Origin of the sequence: Nonomuraea roseoviolacea subsp. carminata, assembly GCF_024172185.1 — a bacterium.
In the GTDB taxonomy this organism is placed as follows: domain Bacteria; phylum Actinomycetota; class Actinomycetes; order Streptosporangiales; family Streptosporangiaceae; genus Nonomuraea; species Nonomuraea roseoviolacea.
The window spans coordinates 9,002,836-9,020,140 of sequence record NZ_JAMZEC010000001.1 but is presented as its reverse complement, the minus strand read 5'-3'; the positions used below and the strand labels follow the sequence as shown (position 1 = coordinate 9,020,140).

General features: G+C 75.0%; 16 protein-coding genes. 9 read left to right on the top strand and 7 right to left on the bottom strand.

Annotated elements, in window-relative coordinates; translation table 11 throughout:
* The first annotated feature begins 89 nt into the window (after nt 1-89).
* Nucleotides 90-2,951 carry an aminomethyl-transferring glycine dehydrogenase gene (gene gcvP / locus HD595_RS42045; RefSeq protein ID WP_253779539.1) on the top strand — a complete coding sequence of 954 codons (2,862 nt, stop codon included), beginning with the start codon at nt 90-92 and terminating at the stop codon, nt 2,949-2,951.
* Nucleotides 2,952-3,489: 538 nt separating this feature from the next.
* Nucleotides 3,490-4,299, top strand: coding sequence for a tetratricopeptide repeat protein (locus HD595_RS42040; RefSeq protein ID WP_253779537.1), 810 nt, complete (start codon nt 3,490-3,492; stop codon nt 4,297-4,299).
* Between the two features lie 60 nt (nt 4,300-4,359).
* Here HD595_RS42040 and HD595_RS42035 read toward each other — a convergent pair whose 3' ends face one another.
* On the bottom strand, nt 4,360-5,355 hold the full coding sequence (locus HD595_RS42035) for an alpha/beta hydrolase (RefSeq protein WP_253779535.1): 996 nt from the start codon (nt 5,353-5,355) through the stop codon (nt 4,360-4,362).
* 67 nt (nt 5,356-5,422) lie between these two features.
* Here HD595_RS42035 and HD595_RS42030 point away from each other — a divergent pair, with 67 nt between their 5' ends.
* Nucleotides 5,423-6,001 carry a TetR/AcrR family transcriptional regulator gene (locus HD595_RS42030; RefSeq protein ID WP_253779533.1) on the top strand — a complete coding sequence of 193 codons (579 nt, stop codon included), beginning with the start codon at nt 5,423-5,425 and terminating at the stop codon, nt 5,999-6,001.
* Nucleotides 6,002-6,028: 27 nt separating this feature from the next.
* On the opposite strand, the gene HD595_RS42025 is transcribed toward HD595_RS42030, so the two are convergent.
* Entirely contained in the window at nt 6,029-6,367 is a 339-nt protein-coding gene (locus HD595_RS42025; RefSeq protein WP_253779531.1) for a hypothetical protein, read from the bottom strand.
* Nucleotides 6,368-6,701: 334 nt separating this feature from the next.
* Nucleotides 6,702-9,482: an ATP-binding protein gene (locus HD595_RS42020; protein ID WP_253779529.1), complete on the bottom strand. Its 2,781-nt coding sequence runs from the start codon at nt 9,480-9,482 to the stop codon at nt 6,702-6,704.
* Nucleotides 9,483-9,648: 166 nt separating this feature from the next.
* On the opposite strand from HD595_RS42020, the gene HD595_RS42015 reads away from it, so the two are divergent.
* The 5 genes from HD595_RS42015 (at nt 9,649) to HD595_RS41995 (ending at nt 13,552) form a co-directional block, all read left to right on the top strand.
* Nucleotides 9,649-9,834 (top strand): hypothetical protein, encoded by a 186-nt coding sequence (locus HD595_RS42015; RefSeq protein ID WP_253779527.1) that lies wholly within the window; start codon nt 9,649-9,651, stop codon nt 9,832-9,834.
* A 112-nt stretch (nt 9,835-9,946) separates the two neighbouring features.
* On the top strand, nt 9,947-10,516 hold the full coding sequence (locus HD595_RS42010) for a TlpA disulfide reductase family protein (RefSeq protein ID WP_253779525.1): 570 nt from the start codon (nt 9,947-9,949) through the stop codon (nt 10,514-10,516).
* A 12-nt stretch (nt 10,517-10,528) separates the two neighbouring features.
* A complete protein-coding gene (locus HD595_RS42005) occupies nt 10,529-12,349 on the top strand; it encodes an ABC transporter ATP-binding protein (protein WP_253779522.1) in 1,821 nt (606 codons plus the stop codon).
* The gene (locus tag HD595_RS42000; RefSeq protein WP_253779519.1) at nt 12,346-12,792 is read left to right on the top strand and encodes a S26 family signal peptidase; all 447 of its coding nucleotides are present in this window, start codon (nt 12,346-12,348) and stop codon (nt 12,790-12,792) included. Before HD595_RS42005 ends, HD595_RS42000 begins: the two co-directional genes overlap by 4 nt.
* A 169-nt stretch (nt 12,793-12,961) precedes the next feature.
* Nucleotides 12,962-13,552 carry an alpha/beta hydrolase family protein gene (locus HD595_RS41995; RefSeq protein ID WP_253779516.1) on the top strand — a complete coding sequence of 197 codons (591 nt, stop codon included), beginning with the start codon at nt 12,962-12,964 and terminating at the stop codon, nt 13,550-13,552.
* A gap of 88 nt (nt 13,553-13,640) precedes the next feature.
* Here HD595_RS41995 and HD595_RS41990 read toward each other — a convergent pair whose 3' ends face one another.
* Nucleotides 13,641-13,832, bottom strand: coding sequence for a DUF5999 family protein (locus tag HD595_RS41990; protein WP_175590377.1), 192 nt, complete (start codon nt 13,830-13,832; stop codon nt 13,641-13,643).
* Nucleotides 13,833-14,109: 277 nt separating this feature from the next.
* Nucleotides 14,110-14,670: a TetR/AcrR family transcriptional regulator C-terminal domain-containing protein gene (locus HD595_RS41985; protein WP_175598470.1), complete on the bottom strand. Its 561-nt coding sequence runs from the start codon at nt 14,668-14,670 to the stop codon at nt 14,110-14,112.
* A gap of 113 nt (nt 14,671-14,783) precedes the next feature.
* Here HD595_RS41985 and HD595_RS41980 point away from each other — a divergent pair, with 113 nt between their 5' ends.
* Complete coding sequence (locus HD595_RS41980; RefSeq protein ID WP_253779513.1) at nt 14,784-15,182, top strand: hypothetical protein; 399 nt, start codon at nt 14,784-14,786, stop codon at nt 15,180-15,182.
* 68 nt (nt 15,183-15,250) lie between these two features.
* Here the strand turns inward: HD595_RS41980 and HD595_RS41975 are convergent, their stop codons facing one another.
* Nucleotides 15,251-16,714: an RNA polymerase sigma factor gene (locus HD595_RS41975; protein ID WP_253779511.1), complete on the bottom strand. Its 1,464-nt coding sequence runs from the start codon at nt 16,712-16,714 to the stop codon at nt 15,251-15,253.
* 177 nt (nt 16,715-16,891) lie between these two features.
* On the bottom strand, nt 16,892-17,260 hold the full coding sequence (locus HD595_RS41970; RefSeq protein ID WP_253779508.1) for a hypothetical protein: 369 nt from the start codon (nt 17,258-17,260) through the stop codon (nt 16,892-16,894).
* Nucleotides 17,261-17,305 lie beyond the last annotated feature (45 nt).

Sequence of the window (17,305 nt, the reverse complement as noted above, 5' to 3'; positions counted from 1 at the left end):
GAAGCTCTCAGGTTCGCATGACAGAGGGGGAGACCCGGCACTCGCCCGCGCCCTGGCGCCGGTCTCCACAGCCTCGGGAGGCACCTCTCATGACCGACCTGACAGCTCCGCCGTTCGCGACCCGGCACATCGGCCCGTCCGCCACCGAGCAGCAGCGCATGCTCGAGGCCGTCGGCTTCGAGTCCGTGGCCGACCTCGTGGCGGTGGCCGTGCCCGAGGCCATCAGGGCCAAGGACCGGCTCAAGCTGCCCGCCGCGGCCGGCGAGACCGAGGTGATCACCGAGCTGCGCGCCCTGGCGGGCCGCAACAAGGTCCTCACCTCCATGATCGGCCTCGGCTACCACGAGACGATCACGCCCGCGGTCATCCGCCGCAACCTGCTGGAGAACCCCGGCTGGTACACCGCCTACACCCCGTACCAGCCCGAGATCTCCCAGGGCCGGCTGGAGGCGCTGCTCAACTTCCAGACCGTCGTCTCCGACCTGACCGGCCTGCCCGTGGCCGGCGCCTCCCTGCTCGACGAGGCCACCGCCGCCGCCGAGGCGATGACGCTGGCCCGGCGGGCCGGCAAGGCCAAGAGCCCGGTGTTCGTCGTCGACGCCGACACCCTGCCGCAGACCAAGGCGGTGCTCGCCACCCGCGCCGAGCCGCTCGGCATCGAGCTCGTCGAGCACACCCTGGAGGGCGAGCTGCCCGAGTGCTTCGGCGTGCTCGTCCAGTACCCCGGCGCCTCGGGCCGCCTGCGCGACTTCCGCGCGGTCGCCGAGGCCGCCCACGCCTCCGGCGCCCTCGTCGTGGCCGCCGCCGACCTGCTCGCGCTCACGCTCGTCGCCGCGCCGGGCGAGCTCGGCGCCGACATCGCCGTGGGCTCCTCCCAGCGCTTCGGCGTGCCGCTCGGCTTCGGCGGGCCGCACGCCGCGTACATGTCGGTGAAGGAGGGCCTGCAGCGGCAGATGCCCGGCCGCCTCGTCGGCGTCTCCGTCGACGCCGACGGCGACCCCGCCTACCGGCTCGCGCTGCAGACCCGCGAGCAGCACATCCGCCGCGAGAAGGCCACCAGCAACATCTGCACCGCCCAGGTGCTGCTCGCCGTCATCGCCGGCATGTACGCCGTCTACCACGGCCCCGAGGGGCTGCGCCGCATCGCCGCCCGCACCCACCGGCACGCCGCCGCCCTGGCCGAGGCGCTGCGCCGCGGCGGCGTCGAGGTCGTCCACGGCGAGTTCTTCGACACCGTGCTCGCCCGCGTGCCCGGCAAGGCCGCCGACGTCGTACGCCTGGCCGCCGAGCGCGGCGTCAACCTGTGGCGCGCCGACGACGACCACGTCGCCGTCGCCTGCTCCGAGACCACCACCGCCGGCGACCTGGAGCGGGTCGCGACGGCCTTCGGCGAGGCGCTGGGCCACGACTCGGCCTCGCGCGCCGACCTGGAGGCGCTGGTCGCCGACGAGGGCCTCGACCGGCTGCCCGCCGGCCTGGCCCGCGAGTCCGGCTACCTCGACCACCCGGTCTTCCACACCCACCACTCCGAGACCGCGATGCTGCGCTACCTGCGCAAGCTCCAGGACAAGGACATCGCGCTCGACCGGTCCATGATCCCGCTCGGCTCCTGCACGATGAAGCTCAACGCGAGCACCGAGATGGAGCCGATCACCTGGCCCGAGTTCGCCTCGATCCACCCGTACGCGCCGATCGAGCAGGCCGCCGGCTACGTCGAGCTGGTCGAGACGCTGGAGCGCTGGCTGGCCGAGATCACCGGCTACGACGCGGTCTCCATCCAGCCCAACGCCGGCTCCCAGGGCGAGCTGGCCGGTCTGCTGGCCATCCGCGCCTACCACGTCGCCAACGGCGACACCGGCCGCGACGTGTGCCTCATCCCGTCCTCGGCGCACGGCACCAACGCCGCCAGCGCCGTCATGGCGGGCATGCGCGTGGTCGTCGTGGCCTGCGACTCCGAGGGCAACGTCGACCTGGCCGACCTCGACGCCAAGATCACCAAGCACCGCGACGCGCTCGCCGCGATCATGGTGACGTACCCGTCCACGCACGGCGTGTACGAGGAGGCCATCACCGAGATCTGCGCCAAGGTCCACGACGCCGGCGGCCAGGTCTACGTCGACGGCGCCAACCTCAACGCGCTGGTCGGCCTGGCCAAGCCCGGCGAGTTCGGCGCCGACGTCTCCCACCTCAACCTGCACAAGACGTTCTGCATCCCGCACGGCGGCGGCGGCCCCGGCGTCGGCCCGGTGGCCGTGCGCGCCCACCTCGCCGAGTACCTGCCCGGCCACCCGCTGCGCGGCGGCTCGCCGGTCGGACCGGTCTCGGCCGCCCCGTACGGCTCGGCCGGCATCCTGCCGATCTCGTGGGCGTACATCCGCATGATGGGCTCCGACGGCCTCACCGCGGCCACCGAGCAGGCCATCCTGTCGGCCAACTACCTCGCGCGGCGCCTGGCCCCCCACTACCCGGTGCTCTACACCGGGCGCGGCGGGCTGGTGGCCCACGAGTGCATCATCGACCTGCGCCAGATCACCAAGGAGACCGGCGTCACGGTCGACGACGTCGCCAAGCGGCTCATCGACTACGGCTTCCACGCGCCGACCATGTCGTTCCCCGTCGCAGGCACGCTCATGATCGAGCCGACGGAGAGCGAGGACGTCGCCGAGCTCGACCGGTTCGCCGACGCCATGATCGCCATCCGGGGCGAGATCGCCAAGGTGGCCTCGGGCGCGTACGACAAGACCGACAACCCGCTGCGCAACGCCCCGCACACCGCCGAGGCCGTCGCGGCCGACGAGTGGGCCCACCCGTACACCCGCACGGAGGCCGCCTACCCGGTGGCCTCGCTGCGCGACGGCAAGTACTGGGTGCCGGTCCGCCGCATCGACCAGGCCTACGGCGACCGCAACCTCGTCTGCTCCTGCCCGCCCCTTGAGGCGTACGAGGACTGACGTCCCCCTCCGAGTGGCCCCTTCCCGCGTCGCGGGGAGGGGCCACGCCGCCTCCACGGCGCGTCCCCGCGTGAGGCCCTGGGCGCGTCTCCTCGTCCGGGCCCACCGCCGTGAGAGGACGCGTCCTCTCGTCGCGCTCCCTCGCGCCGTCACGAGGCGGCCCCGGCGCCGTCCTGCCCCGCCGGAGGACTCGTCCATGCCGCGACGTGCCTCGCGTCGCGTGCGTCACGAAGCGCCGCGGCGGCTCGCCCTGTTCGTCTCCGCTCGCCCGCGCGTCTCTCGCCGCCCCTGAGCAGCGCCTTGGCGTCGCATCCGGTCGCCGCGAAGGCGCCGCCCTCCGCCGCGCCTGCGCGCGCACATCCCGCCCTTGGGACGCGGCGCTTCGAAGGGGAGCGCACGTGGTGACGCCCGTGGGGCGGCGGGCCGGGGTGGCGCGGGAGTGCGGTTCCCGTCCCCGCCAGGCCAACCGCCCCGAGTCGGCAGACATGATCGCCAGAACTCGTTAGGCTCGGTCCGATCGTCGCCGAAGGAGCCCTCTTTGACGTCCTCAGAGTTGCGGACACCGCCTCTCGACACCGCCCGCCGCCTGGCCGAGGACGGCGACCTCGACGCCGCCGCGGCCATCCTCGCCGAGCTGGCCGCCGACCCCGACGAGCCCGACCGGGCGCAGGCCGCCGTCGGCCTGGCCGTGGTCCTGGAGGAACGCGGCGACGCCGAGGGCGCGCGCGCCGCGGCTCGCACCGCGCTGGCCACCGGGCATCCCGAGTACGCGGCCCAGGCGGCCTGCCACCTCGCCCAGGGCTTCGAGCGCGAGGGGCGGACCGAGCAGGCGCGCGGCGCGTGGCAGGCGGTGCTGGGGCTCGGCACGGCCGCGTACGTGCCGCTGGCCCACCTGGCCCTGGCCCGGCTCGCCGCGGAGACCGGGGCGCTCGACGAGGCCGAGACGGCGCTGCGGGAGGCCGGGGCGGCGGCCGTCGCCGGCGACGACGCGGAGATGGCCGCGCACGCCGCGCAGCAGCTCGCCGAGCTGCTGACCGAGCGCGGCGAGCCGGGAGAGGCCGCCGAGGTGCTGCTCGGCGCCCTGGAGAGCGCCCCCGCCGAGGCCGTGCCGCGGCTGCGGGTCCAGCTCGGGATCGCGCATCTGGAGCTGGCCTGCGCGGAGTTCGCGGGCGCGGTCGAGGACGGCGCCGACGCCGGGACGAGCGCGCTGGCCATCGAGCTGCTGGCCCGCACGCTTCCCTTACGCGGGCGCGACGAGGACGCCGAGCGGGTCTGGGCGTACGGCCTGGACCACGAGGACGAGGCGCTGGCGGCCGAGGTCCGCCTGCGCCGCGACCGCGACGCCTGAACACCACTGACCGGGGACGAGAGGCACGGCCCCGGCCGACGGGCGGGCATGGCGGGCCCGTCACCCGGCGAACGCCTCGCGCAGGAACTCGGTGATCTCCGCCCGCGCCGCCTTCGCCTGCGGCACCACGCCCGGCATGCTGAGGAACGCGTGCGTCGCCCCGGGATACTCCACCAGCCGCGCCGGCGTCCCGGCCGCGCGCAGCCGCTCGGCGTAGCAGCGGCCGTGATCGGCCACCGGGTCGATGGTCGGCACCACGACGAGCGCCGGGGCCAGGCCGCTCAGGTCGTCGGCCTGGATCGGCGACAACGTCCGCGGGTCGGTCCCCGCCGGGACGGCGAGCCGCTGGAACATCCGGATCTGCGTCATGGTGAGGGTCGGGCTGTCGGCGTGCCGGCTGATCGACGGGTGCTCGAACCCCGCCGGGGTCAGATCGACGGCGGGGTTGGCCAGCACCTGCGCCCGCAGGAGCAGGCCGGACGCCCTGGCCCGGATCGCGGCCAGGGCGGTGATCAGGGAGCCGGTGCTCTCACCGAAGACGGCGGTCCGCGCGGGGTCGATCCCCCACCACGTGGCCTGGTGGAGCACGTGCCGGAGCACCTCCCAGCCGTCGTCGACGGCCGCGGCCAGCGGAGTCTCGTGGTCGAGGAGCCGGTGCTCGACCGAGACGACGACCGCGGGCAGCCGCGCGGCGAGGTGGCTGTTCACCCAGTCGCTCTGCGCCGCCGTCCCCACGAACCCCCCTCCGTGCACATGGAGGACGAGCGGCCGGCCGGCCAGGTCCGGGCCGCTGTGGCCGCCGGACGCGGGCCGGTACACCCGGACCTTGAGCGTGCGGTCGGGCAGCTCCACCTCCTGCCACCGGATCGTGGCGCCGCGGTCCGGGAACCCGGTGATCACCCGGGCCAGGCGCGAGGCCCGCTTGCGGTTGACCGTCTCGCGCAGGGCGACCAGTTCCTCGGCCGTCATCGACAGCCAGTCCGGCTCCTTCCCCATCGACTGCATCAGCCGGATGCCCAGCGGCGGCCGCTCCGTGCCGGTGACCTTGCTGCTCATGGCGCCTCCCAGTTTCGCTACCTCAAGTATCGATACCAACGGTAGCGCAATGGGCTATCGTGTGCTCATGACCCCAGCGACCGCATCCGCCAGGCCACCCGGTCGCCCGCGCACCGGCGTCAACGCCGTGGTGTTCGCCGCGACGCTGAGCACGGTCCACGAGCTGGGTTACGCGCGGGCCACCGTCGACCGCATCGCCGCCGCGGCCGGCGTCGCCAAGACGACGATCTACCGCCGCTGGCCGTCCAAGGGCGACCTGGTCGTGGACTGCCTGCTGGACGCGTTCGGACCGGTGCCGCTGGAGGGCACCGGGCGGGCCGAGCTCATGGCCTCGGCCATCCGCTGGATCGCGGCGAAGATCAGCGAGCCGGGGGTGGGCGACGCGTTCGCGGGCGTGTTCAGCGACGCCGTCAGCGACCCGGCCCTGCGCCAGGTGCTGGCCGCGCGGCTGCAGGAGCCGTACCGGGCGGCGCTGCACGAGGCGCTCGGCGAGCCGGACGGCCGGGTGCTGTTCTTCATCGACGTCGTCGTCGGGACGCTGCTGCACCGGCTGGGCATGACCGGCGAGCCGATGGTCGAGGCGGACGTCGCCGCACTGGTGGAGATGGTCGTGCCGCACTTCGGCGGCGACACGGGCGCGACCTAGACCCGCGGGCGTGCGGGCCGGGCCGGGTCAGGGGCGGCGGATGTACGCCATGGCGGCGGCCACGTTGATGACCGCGATGGCGATCCAGGTCACCACGAGGCCCAGCGGTCCCGCGTTGACCGTGGCGATGGCCGTCAGCGGGATGCCGAGCCCCATCGAGCCCAGGGCCAGCGACACCAGCGGCGGCCCCGTGCGCCGCGTCCGCCCGGGGTACGGGCCCTGGCGGTGGAGCTCGGCCTGGACGCGGGCCGCGATCGTGGCCTCCAGCCGGTCGGCGAACGACTCGACCAGCGCCGCCTCGTACTCCGGCCCGAGGTCGCGGCGCGCGTCGAGCGTCGCCTGGAGGTCTTCACGAACGGTGCGCATGTCTGGCATGGCACCCATCCTGCGGCCCGGAGGGGGCGGCGTCATCCGACCTGGGGTCCATTCGCGCGTCCTCCCCGGGTACGGGGACGCCTGGCCACATGGCCGAGTCCCGGACGTCCCGGCCCGCGCGACGCCCGGCCCCGCGCGGCACTCTGCCCCGCGCGCCCGGCCCCCATGACGCCCGGCCCCGTGCGCCCGGCCCCGTGCGGCATCCGGCCCCGTGCGCCCGGCCCCCCATGACGCCCGGCCTCGCGCGACGCCCGGCCCCGCGCTGCGCCCTGTCCCGCGGGCCTGGTCTCGCGCGGCGGCCGGTCCCGCGCGCCCGGGGTCGGGTTCAGGACCGCGGCCGGGTGCCGCCGGGGATGCCGAGGCGGGCCGCGAGGTCGGCGGCGACCGGCGAGGCCAGCTCCAGGTACAGCCCGTACGCCTGCCGCAGCAGGTCGCACGCGGCGGGGTCGCCGTCGTTCTCGGCGGCGGAGGCCAGGGCCACCAGGGTGCGGGCACGCAGCGCGGGAACCTGCTCCGTGGTCCAGTAGCGGAGGGAGCGGCGCAGGCGGGGCGCCGCCTCCGGCAGACCCTGCCGGGCCTCGATCTCCCCGAGGCTGAGCTCCGTGAGCGCCAGCCCCCAGCGGTGGCCGCGCTGCCGGAAGACGGCGGCCGCCGCCGCGAGGGCCGCCTTCGCCTCCGCCAGGAGCGGGGACGCGGCCCAGGAGGCGGCCGAGGGAGGGGCGGGCAACTGGGCCAGGGCCTCGCCGAGGGACCTGAGGCTCTGCGCGGTGCCGATCGGATCGCCCACCCGGTCGAACAGGATCGCGGCCTGGCGGGCGGCCCCCTCGGCCTCGCCCGGGCGGCCGTGGGCCAGCAGGGCCCCGGCCAGGCCGCGCAGCACGTACGCCTCCGCGAACGGGTCGCCGCACGAGCGGGCGATGCCCAGCGCGGAGCGGACCACGTCCACGGCCATCGCCGTCTCGCCGCGCTGCCGCAGGAGGAATCCGAGACTGGTCAGCGCGGTGGCCTTCGCCAGCGGCAGGCCGGCCCGTCCGAGCCGTTCGACGGCGTGCCGCAGTTCGGCCTCCGCCCGGTCGAGCCGTCCCATCAGGCTGAGCAGCAAGCCCATCTCGCCGCTCGCCATCGCCGCCCCGCCCACGTCCCCGACCTCTTCCGAGAGGTCGCGGGCCGCGGTCAGCGCCGTGGCGGCGGCGTCCGTGTCGTCCAGCTCGACCAGGCAGGTGCCGAGCCCGCGCAGCATCGCCGCCTCACCCGCGCGGTCCCCGGCCCGCCGGCAGGCGGCGTGGGCGCTCTGCGTGGCGCGCCGCCAGTCGTCGTAGTAGGCGCGCAGCTCGTGGAAGTCGGCGCAGCAGCCGGCCAGGCAGCGCGCGAGAGCCGCCAGGCCCAGCTCGGCGCACGCCCCTCCGACCGCGGCGAGCGCCTCCCGCTCCGCCTCGAACCACTCGATGGGCCGGGCGGCCGCGACCACGGCGGCCGCGGGATCGACGACGGCCGCGGGGACGGCTCTGTCGTCCAGGTGGAGGCGGAGGCAGTGCAGGCGGTCCCGGGCCCGCCTGGCCAGGGCCAGCCAGCCGCCGGCGGCACGGGCCAGCGCGTCCTTCCATTCGGCCGCGCCGATCTCGGCCTGCCGGCGTTCCCGCGCGTACAGCCGCGTGACCTCGTTGAAGCGGTAGCGCGGCTGGCCCGCCTGATCGGGGCCGAGCGACTCCAGCAGCCGCGCGTCGAGCAGCTCCTCCAGGACGGCGGCCCCGGACGCCGGCTCCGTGCCGAGGAACGCGGCCACCGCCCATTCGGGGAACGACGGCATGTCCGGCTCGCCGAGCAGCGCGAACGCGCGGGCGGCGGCGGGCGAGAGCGCCTGGCGCGCCAGGTGGAGGACGGGCCGGACCGCCAGGTCGCCGTGGCAGAGCTCGTCGAGGCGCCGCCGTTCGTCGGCCAGCCGCAGGTTGAGCGTCTCGGCCGTCCAGTGGGGCCGCGCGGCCAGCCGCGCCCCGACGATCCGCACCGCCAGCGGCAGCCCGCCGCAGGCCGAGACCAGCTCGGCGGTCGCGACGGGCTCGGCCCGGACCCGCTCGCTGCCCGCCACCCGGCACAGCAGCTCGACGGCGGTCGGATCGGGCAGCGGGCGCAGGTCGATGGAGGTCACCCCGGGCAGCGCGGTGAGCGGCAGCCGGCTGGTCACCAGCACCGCGACGTCCTTGGCCGGAAGCAGCGGCTCCACCTGGCGGTATCCGCCGGCGTCGTCGAGGAGCAGGAGCACCCGCCGGCCCGCCGTCCGGTCGCGGAACAGCCCGCCGCGGGCGTCGAGCCCGGCGGGCAGCGCCGCGCCCGCCACGCCGAGCACGCGCAGGAGCTGGGCGAGCACCTCGGCCGGGTCGGCCGGGTCGGCGCTGGTGCCGCGCAGGGCCGCGTACAGCAGCCCGTCGGGGAAGCGGGAGGCCAGCGCGTGGCCGGCGTGGACGGCCAGCGCGCTCTTGCCCACGCCGGGAGGGCCGGAGACGACGGCCAGCCGGGCACGGTGACCGGCCGGGTCGAGGACGGAGCGCAGCACGGCGAGCTCCTCGCCGCGGCCGACGAAGTCGGGCAGGTCGGCCGGGAGCTGCCGGGGAGGAGGCGGCACCGCCCCGCCGTACGCCTGTCCGCCGTGTCTCTCTCCGCCGTACGCCTGTCCGTCGTGTCCCTCTCCGCCGTACGTCCCTTCGCCGCGGACAGCGCCCGGCGCGCCCGCGCCCGCGCTCGTGTCCGCGTGGTCGCCCCTGGCGCGGGCGCCGTCCTCGCGGGCGCGTTCGCGGCGGGCGGCCGGGGCCGCGGGCCGGGCCCGTCCGGGGGCGGGCGCGGACGCGGAGGGGTCGCGCGGCTCGCGTCCCGCGCGGCTGGCCCAGAACAGGGCGCGGCCCGCCTCGACGAACTCCTCCCGCTCCGCGCCGGTCAGTCCCAGCGCCGCCGCGAGCTGCTCGACGGAACGGGGGCGCGGGCCGCGGGCCGGGCTGCGCTCCATCTCCGCGATCGAGCGCGAGCTCATCCCCGCGCGCTCGGCGAGCGCTTCCTGGGTGAGGTGGAGGCGGAGCCTGTGCCGTCGAAGCAGGATCCCGTACGCGTCCTCCACTCCAGCGGCCTCCCCGGTGTCTGCCCGTTAACGCCCTTACGGTACGTCCGGTTCAACGTCAGGCTCAAGATCCGGTTCCGCGTCCTGGTGGCGGTCCGGGGCCGCGGGGTTCCATGAAGGCGCGCCGGCGCGCGATGGGCCGCCGGCGCCGCACAGAAGGAGAACCATGACCCGTCAGATCAGCGCACTCGCCGACCGCATGGTGAACGCCGTGGTGCCGAAGGCGACCGCGCACGCCATCAAGACCTGCTACAGCATCTCGTGCTACTGCTCAGGCCCGCGCCTGTACAAGAAGACGTGCTGCGACCTTCAGCCGTGCGGCCCCTGCTACTACGTCGGCCTCGGCTGCTGAGTGTCCCACCGGTGAGGGCGCGCCGGGGCCCGCTCGTCGCGGCCCCGGCGCGCCCGAGCCACCGTTCACCGCTTCGCCGGCTTCTTATCGCTTCACGTGTGGAGGACCCCTGATGTACCAGACCGCGGCGCTGATCCTCGTCGGAGTACTGGCGCTGGCCAATCTGCTGTTCACCTTCGGTGTCGTGCGCCGGCTGCGCGAGCACACCGCCGAGCTGGCCGACCTGCGCACCGGCCCGCTCGGCGTGGGCGGGACCGACGTCGCGCTCCCTGCGGGCGCCACGGTGGGCCACTTCGAGACGGCCGAGGTGGGCGGCCGGTCGATCACCCTGACGTCGGTGGGCGAACGGCCCCTGGTCGGGTTCTTCTCGCCCGGCTGCGGGCCGTGCAAGGAGCGGATGCCGCTGTTCGTCGAGCACGCGGCGGCCCGGCGCGGCGGCCCCGCCGAGGTGCTGGCGGTCGTCGTGGGGACGCCGGACGACACGGCGGAGATGGTCGAGCAGCTCCTCCCGGTCGCCACGGTCGTGGTCGAGCCCGACCAGGGCCCGGTGCAGAGGGCGTTCGGCGTCAGCGGATTCCCCGCCTTCGTGCTGGTCGAAGAGGGAGTGGTGGGCGCGTCCGGCTTCGACTTCGAGCCGGTGGCGAGCCGGGACGCCGCCGCCGCGGTGCCGGCCGCGAGCTGAGCGCGAGCGCTCATGTCGTTCCGCTCGCTCACGCGGGCGCTGGGGCTCGTCCGGGCCGGCGCCCCGAAGCAGGTCATCGCGTACGTCCTGCTGGCGGCCGTGGGGGGACTGTCGCCCCTGGCCGCCGCCTGGCTGACCAAGATCCTCATCGACCGGCTGGCCGCCGCGCAGGTGCGGTGGCCGGACGTGGCCGGTCCGGCCGCCGCGCTCGCCGTCGTGGGGGTCGCCGGCTCCCTGGTGCCGCACGCCGTCCGCTACCTGCGGGCCGAGAGCGACCGGCGGGTGCAGCTGCTGGCCACCTCGCGGATCTACGCGGCGGCCGACCGGTTCGTGGGTCTGCGGCCCTTCGAGGACCCGGTGTTCCTGGACCGGCTGCAGATCGCGCGGAGCAGCGGCGTCGGCAGCCCGTGGATGGTGGTGGAGGGCGGCCTCGGCGTGATCCAGGGGGTTGTGACGGTCGCCGGGTTCGCCGGCACCCTGCTCGTGCTCGGACCGTGGATGGCGGTCGCGGTCCTGCTCGCCGCCGTGCCGACCCTGCTGGCCGAACTGGCGCTGAGCCGCCGGCGCGCGGCGATGATCGCCGAGACCGGCCAGGCCGAACGCCGCGAGATCTTCTACGCCAACCTGCTGGTCAACCCGCAGGCCGCCAAGGAGGTGCGCCTGTTCGGCGCGGGAGCGTACCTGTGGAGGCGGATGGCGGCCGAGATCAAGCTGATCCACGACGCGGGCCGGAGCGTGGACCGGCGCCAGCTCGCGCTCCAGGGCTCGCTGGCGGCGCTGGCCGCCGCCGTGGCCGGCGCGCTGCTGGTGGCGGCGGTCCGCTCGGCCGTGTCCGGGGCCCTGACGGTCGGCGACGTGGCGCTGGTCGTCGCGGCGGTCGCCGCCGTCCAGGGCGCGCTGTCCAGCGTGGTGGCCGAGGGCGTGTCCGTCCACCAGGCGCTCCTGCTGTTCGGCCACTACCTGGCCGTCGTGGACGAGGCGCCGGACCTGCCCGTCAGGAGCGCGCCGCTGCCCGCCCGGCGGCTGCGCCGGGGGATCGAGCTGCGCGACGTGTGGTTCCGGTACGCCGACGACCAGCCGTGGGTGCTGCGCGGCGTCAACCTCGTGCTGCCGCAGGGCCGGGCGACGGCGCTCGTGGGGCTCAACGGAGCCGGCAAGACCACGGTGGTCAAGCTGCTGTGCCGGCTCTACGACCCGACCCGCGGCGCGGTGCTGTGGGACGGCGTCGACCTGCGCGACCTCGACCCCGCCGAGCTGCGGCGCCGGATCCGGGCCGTCTTCCAGGACGCCGTCGCGTACGAGCTCACGGCGGCCGAGAACATCGCCATCGGGGACGTGAGCGCCCTGGAGGAGCCGGCGCGGATCGAGGCGGCGGCCCGGCGCGCCGGCGTCCACGACGTCCTGGCCGGCCTGCCGAAGGGCTACGAGACGATGCTGACCAGGATGTTCTTCTCCGAGGCCGACCGGGCCGACCCGGACACCGGCGTGGTGCTGTCCGGCGGCCAGTGGCAGCGGCTGTCGATCGCCCGGGGACTCGTCCTCGACCGGCCCGACCTGCTCGTCCTCGACGAGCCCAGCTCCGCGCTGGACGCCGAGGCGGAGCACGAGGTGCACACCCGGCTGGGCGAGCACCGGCGCGGGCTGACGAGCCTGCTCATCTCGCACCGGCTGGGCGCGGTCCGAGAGGCGGACACGATCGTGGTGCTGTCCGGCGGGCGGATCGTGGAGCAGGGCAGCCACGACCAGCTCATGGCGCGGGCCGGCGCGTACGCCCGGCTCTTCGACCTGCAGGCGTCCGGATACCGCTCGCCAGCCCCCGAGGAGGTCGGATGACGACGCTCGTCGTCACGCTGGTCGCCCTGCTGTCGTTGCTCGCCGCCGCGGCCGTGAGCCGCCGGAGAGGGGGGACGGTCGTGCTGACGGTCAGCGGGGCGAGCATGGAGCCGACCCTGCGTGCCGGCGACCGGGTGCGGGTGCGGCGCTCACCCGGCGCGGTGCCACAGCGGGGAGACGTCGTGGTGGTCGAGGAGCCGGGCCCGTGCCGGCCGGGGGAGGGGAGGGACGGGGCGATGGCCCGCTGGGTGGTCAAGCGGGTGGCCGCCGTCGCGGGGGACCCCGAGCCGCCGTACCTGCCCGCCTGGGACCGGCAGCCGTCCGGACTCGTCCCGCAGGGCCGGCTGGTGCTCCTCGGCGACAACCCGGCGGGCAGCCGCGACTCCCGCCACTACGGCACGGTGCGGGCCGACCAGGTGCTCGGCGTGGTCGTGCGCCGGTGACCCGGCCGCTCCGGTGACCCGGCCGTTCCGGTGACCCGGCCGCTCACGTGGCGACGCGCGGCCGGGCGTGCCGGTGGCGCGGGCTCGCGGCGGGCGCGGAAGGCGGTCGTGCGGCGGGTCCGGCGGGTCCGGCGGGAGGTCGCGGGGGGTCGCCCGATACGGTTCTCGCATGGAGGTCATGACGCCGCGCGGGCGCGCGCTGGTCCAGCTGGAGGAGGCGGAGCGGCCCCGGCTGCTGCTCGTGCTGACCCACGGGTCGGCCGGGGGAGTCGACGCGCCCGACCTGCTGGCCGTGCGCGACGCGGCCCTCGCGGCGGGGGCGAGCGTGGCCCGGGTGACGCAGCCGTTCAGGCTGGCGGGGGCGCGCGCCCCGGGTTCGGCGGAACGGCAGGACGAGGCGTGGCGCGCCGTCCTGGCGGAGCTGCGTTCGGCCGTGCCGGACCTGCCGCTGGTGCAGGGCGGGCGGAGCAACGGCGCGCGGGTCGCCTGCCGCACCGCCAAGGACGTCGGTGCCGCGGCCGTGGTCGCCCTCGCGTTCCCGCTGCACCCGCCCGGCAAGCCGGAACGTTCCAGGGCGGACGAGCTGCGCGGCGCGGGCGTCGACGTGCTCGTGGTGAACGGGGACCGTGACCCGTTCGGGGTGCCGGACGCCGCCGACGCGGCGCGGCTCGTGGTGCTGCCGGGGGAGGGGCACGACCTGAAGAAGGACCCGGCCAGGGTCGGCGAGGTGGTCGCCGGCTGGGTCATGTCGTACGCGTGATCCGACGCGCGTGATCCGATGGTGGGGAGGGCCGGGCGGCGCGTGCCCGGTGGCCTCCGCGTGGCGACGTCCGAGGCGGACGCGCGGCTCAGGCGGCGCCCACGACGGGGCGGTGCGGGGCGATGGCGGTGCCCCCCGGCAGCAGCTCCCCGGTGTCCTCGAACAGGACCACGCCGTTGCAGAGCAGGCTCCACCCCTGCTCGGGGTGGCACGCGACGGTGCGTGCTGCCTCACGGTCGGGCGCCTCGGCGGACGGACAGACCGGGTCGTGCGGGCACATCGGCGTGCCTCCGATATCTCGTGAAAGGCCCCCGCGGGCACGGGAGCGGCTCGGGCTGATGGTCTTAGCAAGTGTGCGGCGTATGTCACATAATCCGACATAGTCCGTTCGGACTGTTAGAGGAGGATGCCCGGATGGTGTGACCCTCGACACAGCGTGCCTTATGCAGGATAACGGGCCAAGCTCGACACGCCACTAGGTTCGCAACCCTTTGCCCGGCCGGGGCGCGAGATCTTCTGTAGCGATCCTCCAGCGCCACCGGCGGAGACGTGGGCGGCTACGCTCGCAGGCCCCGGAGCAGCGCGTCCAGGCCGCGCTCGAAGTCGGCGTCCGCCCGCTCGTCGCGCCGCACCCACTCGTCCACCTCGGGGTCGGCCCAGCCCGACTGCTGCACCTCGACCGCCACGCTCCCGAAGACGAACGCCCGCAGCGCCCGCACCGCCTCGGCCGCGTCCGGCAGGCCCGCCTCGGCGAGCTGGTCCGTCTGCTCCCTGATGGAGATCGCCGTGGCGCCCTTGGGCGGCTTGGTCAGCGCGAGGGCCAGCACGCCCGGGTGGTCGCGCAGCAGCTCGCGGCTGGCCCGGCACCACGCCCGGGCGGTGTCCTGCCAGCTCGCGGCCGGCTCCACGTGGACGGCGGTGACGTGCTCGGCCAGCGCGTCCATCAGCGCCTCCTTGCCCCGCGGCAGGTGGTGGTAGATGGCCATGGCCTCCACCTGGAGCGCGTCGCCGAGCCGGCGCATGGTGAGCCGGCGCAGCCCCTGCGTGTCGGCGATGTGCAGCGCGGTCTCGATGATGCGCTCGCGGGACAGGGGGACCGGTGGCCTCTTGGCGGGCATGCCGGTGATCTTACTATGTAAAGGCCGTCGCCGAGGTCCGATGACGTGGTGTGTCGCGGAGAGGCGTACCCTTGTCGCGGACAACAGGACGACTGTGCGAAGGGGCAGAGCCGATGGCGTTTTTCCGTCCGCGGGTGAGCCGGGAGGCCGAGGTCCGCTACCACGCGGACCTGGAGATCTCCAAGAGCTTCCCCGAGTTGCTGGAGAAGGCCAGGCAGGCCGAGCGGGTGCTGCGCGACCTGCGGGCCGCCGACGCCGACGAGGTCGAGCTGCTGGCCGCCGGCACGGCGTTCGACAAGGCGCTGACCGAGGCGCTGCGGGCGGCCGAGGCGGGGCAGCGGGCCACGTTCGGCGTGCGCGCCTACGACGACCGCATCGCCCGCCGCAAGGCCAAGGCCACCCCGGCGGGGCGGCTGTGGACCGACGAGGTCGAGGGGCTGCGCACCCTGCGCGAGGAGAACCGCCTGTGGGGCATCCCGCGCATCCCGCGCCCCGTCCCCGCGGTGCGCTGACGGCCCGACCCCGGTGACCACGGCGAAAAGCCCCGGCTGGAGAGCCGGGGCTTTTCGTGGTGCGTGGGTCAGCTGGCCCAGTCGAGCAGCGGACGGGTGTTGCTCGGGTGGCGCAGCTTGGACAGCGACTCCTTCTCGAGCTGCCGGATGCGCTCCCGGGTCAGCCCCAGGTGCTTGCCGATCTCGTCGAGGGTGTGCGGCTTGCCGTCGACCAGCCCGAACCGCAGCGCCATGATCTTCGACTCGCGCGGCGACAGGTTGTCGAGCACGCCCCGCAGCTGGTCGCCCAGCAGCTGACGGTCGACGATCTCCGACGCCTCGGGGGAGTCGACGTCCTCGATGAGGTCGCCGATCGTGGTCTCGCCGTCCTCGCCGATGGTCGCGTTGAGCGAGATCGGCTGACGGCTGGTGCGCAGCAGCTCCTCGATCTGGTCGGGCGTCTTGTCCAGCTCCCTGGCCAGCTCCTCCGGCGTGGGCTCACGGCCGAGGCGCTGGTGCATGTCGCGCTCGACGCGCGACAGCTTCGAGAGCATCTCCAGCACGTGCACGGGCAGCCGGATCGTCCGGGCCGAGTCGGCGAAGCCGCGCTGTATGGCCTGGCGGATCCACCACATGGCGTACGTGGAGAACTTGAAGCCCTTGGTGTAGTCGAACTTCTCGACCGCCCTGATGAGGCCCAGGTTGCCCTCCTGGACCACGTCGAGCAGCGACATGCCGCGGTCGGTGTACTTCTTGGCGACGGAGACGACCAGCCGGAGGTTGGCCTCCAGCATGTGGTCCTTGGCCTCCCTGCCGTCCTGGACGACCAGGTCGAGGTCCTCGCGGGCGGCCGGGGACAGCGTCGGGTCGGTCTCCAGCTTGTACTCGGCGTACAGGCCGGCCTCGATGCGCCGGGCCAGCTCGACCTCCTGCGCCGCGGTGAGCAGCGTGCGGCGGCCGATCGACTTGAGATACGTGTGGACCGAGTCGCCCATGACCGACTGGTTGTCGTCGAGGTCCAGGACCTCGGTCTCCAGCTCCGCCTCCTCGCCCTCGGCGCCCAGGGCCAGGGCGTCGGGGTCCGGCTCGGCGTCGTCGGAGGCCTCGGGCTTCACGGAGGTCGTGGTCGTGACTCCGGCGGCCTTGGCGGACTTGGCCCGGGTCTTCCTGGGGGCCGCGGGCGCGTCGTCGCCGGCCTCGCCCAGGGAGCGGACGGATGTGATCTCGGTTTTGGACTCGGCGGCACCGGAGCCGGTAGACTGCGGCTTGGCCGGGCGCTTGGTAGCGGTCCTCGTCGTGGTGGACTTCGTCGTGGTGGTCTTCCTCGCGGTCGTACGCGTCGCGGACCGGCTCAGGGACGGCTCGTCCTCGGCGGCCAGGCTGACGCCCGCCTCGGTGAGCTCGCGCAGGATCGACCGGCCCTCGGCGGGGTTGATCCCGGCGTCGGCGAACGCGTGACGCAGCTCCGCGAGAGAAAGGTGACCCTGTGCTCGCCCTCGGTCAAGGAGCTGGTCGAGGGTCGCGGGTGGGGTCGCCACGGCGGTTCGGGGCATGAGGACACCTCCTCCATACGGAGTTGAAGCGATCAGGCAGATTGTGGTGGGGCGGTACGGGCCGCTCGGCGCACCAGTATCAATAACGCCATCTGCCGCCATTTGTTCCCGTAAGGATAAAAATGGGGCGGACCGCCTCGTGGCGGCCCACCCCGGGTACGCGCGGCCCGCGGCCGGCTAGTTGCCGCTGACCTGGCCCGGGTCGCCGTCGGGCACCCCCGCCGAGGGCCCCTCGGTCACCTTCAGAGGCTCGCCCTCGGGCATCGGCATGGGCTCGGCGCCCTCCATGCGTTCGTCGGTCCAGTAGTCGAGGACCGCGTCGGGGTCGGGGTTGACGTCATGGGACACCACGGCGTCGGGCGACGGGCCGGGCGTCCGCCCGGTGAGCTCGGCCACCTGGCCGGGATCGACCTGCACCACGGCCCTGGTCTCCTTGGAGACCTTCTCGAGCCTGCCCGCCGAGGCGGCCGCCGCGACCGAGACGCCGCCGACGACGATGACGCCGACGACCGCCGCGGATGCCCACATCTTGCGGGTCTGATCCATGAAGGCTCCCTCCTTGCTCTTCTCCCCTTTGACGCACCGGATGGT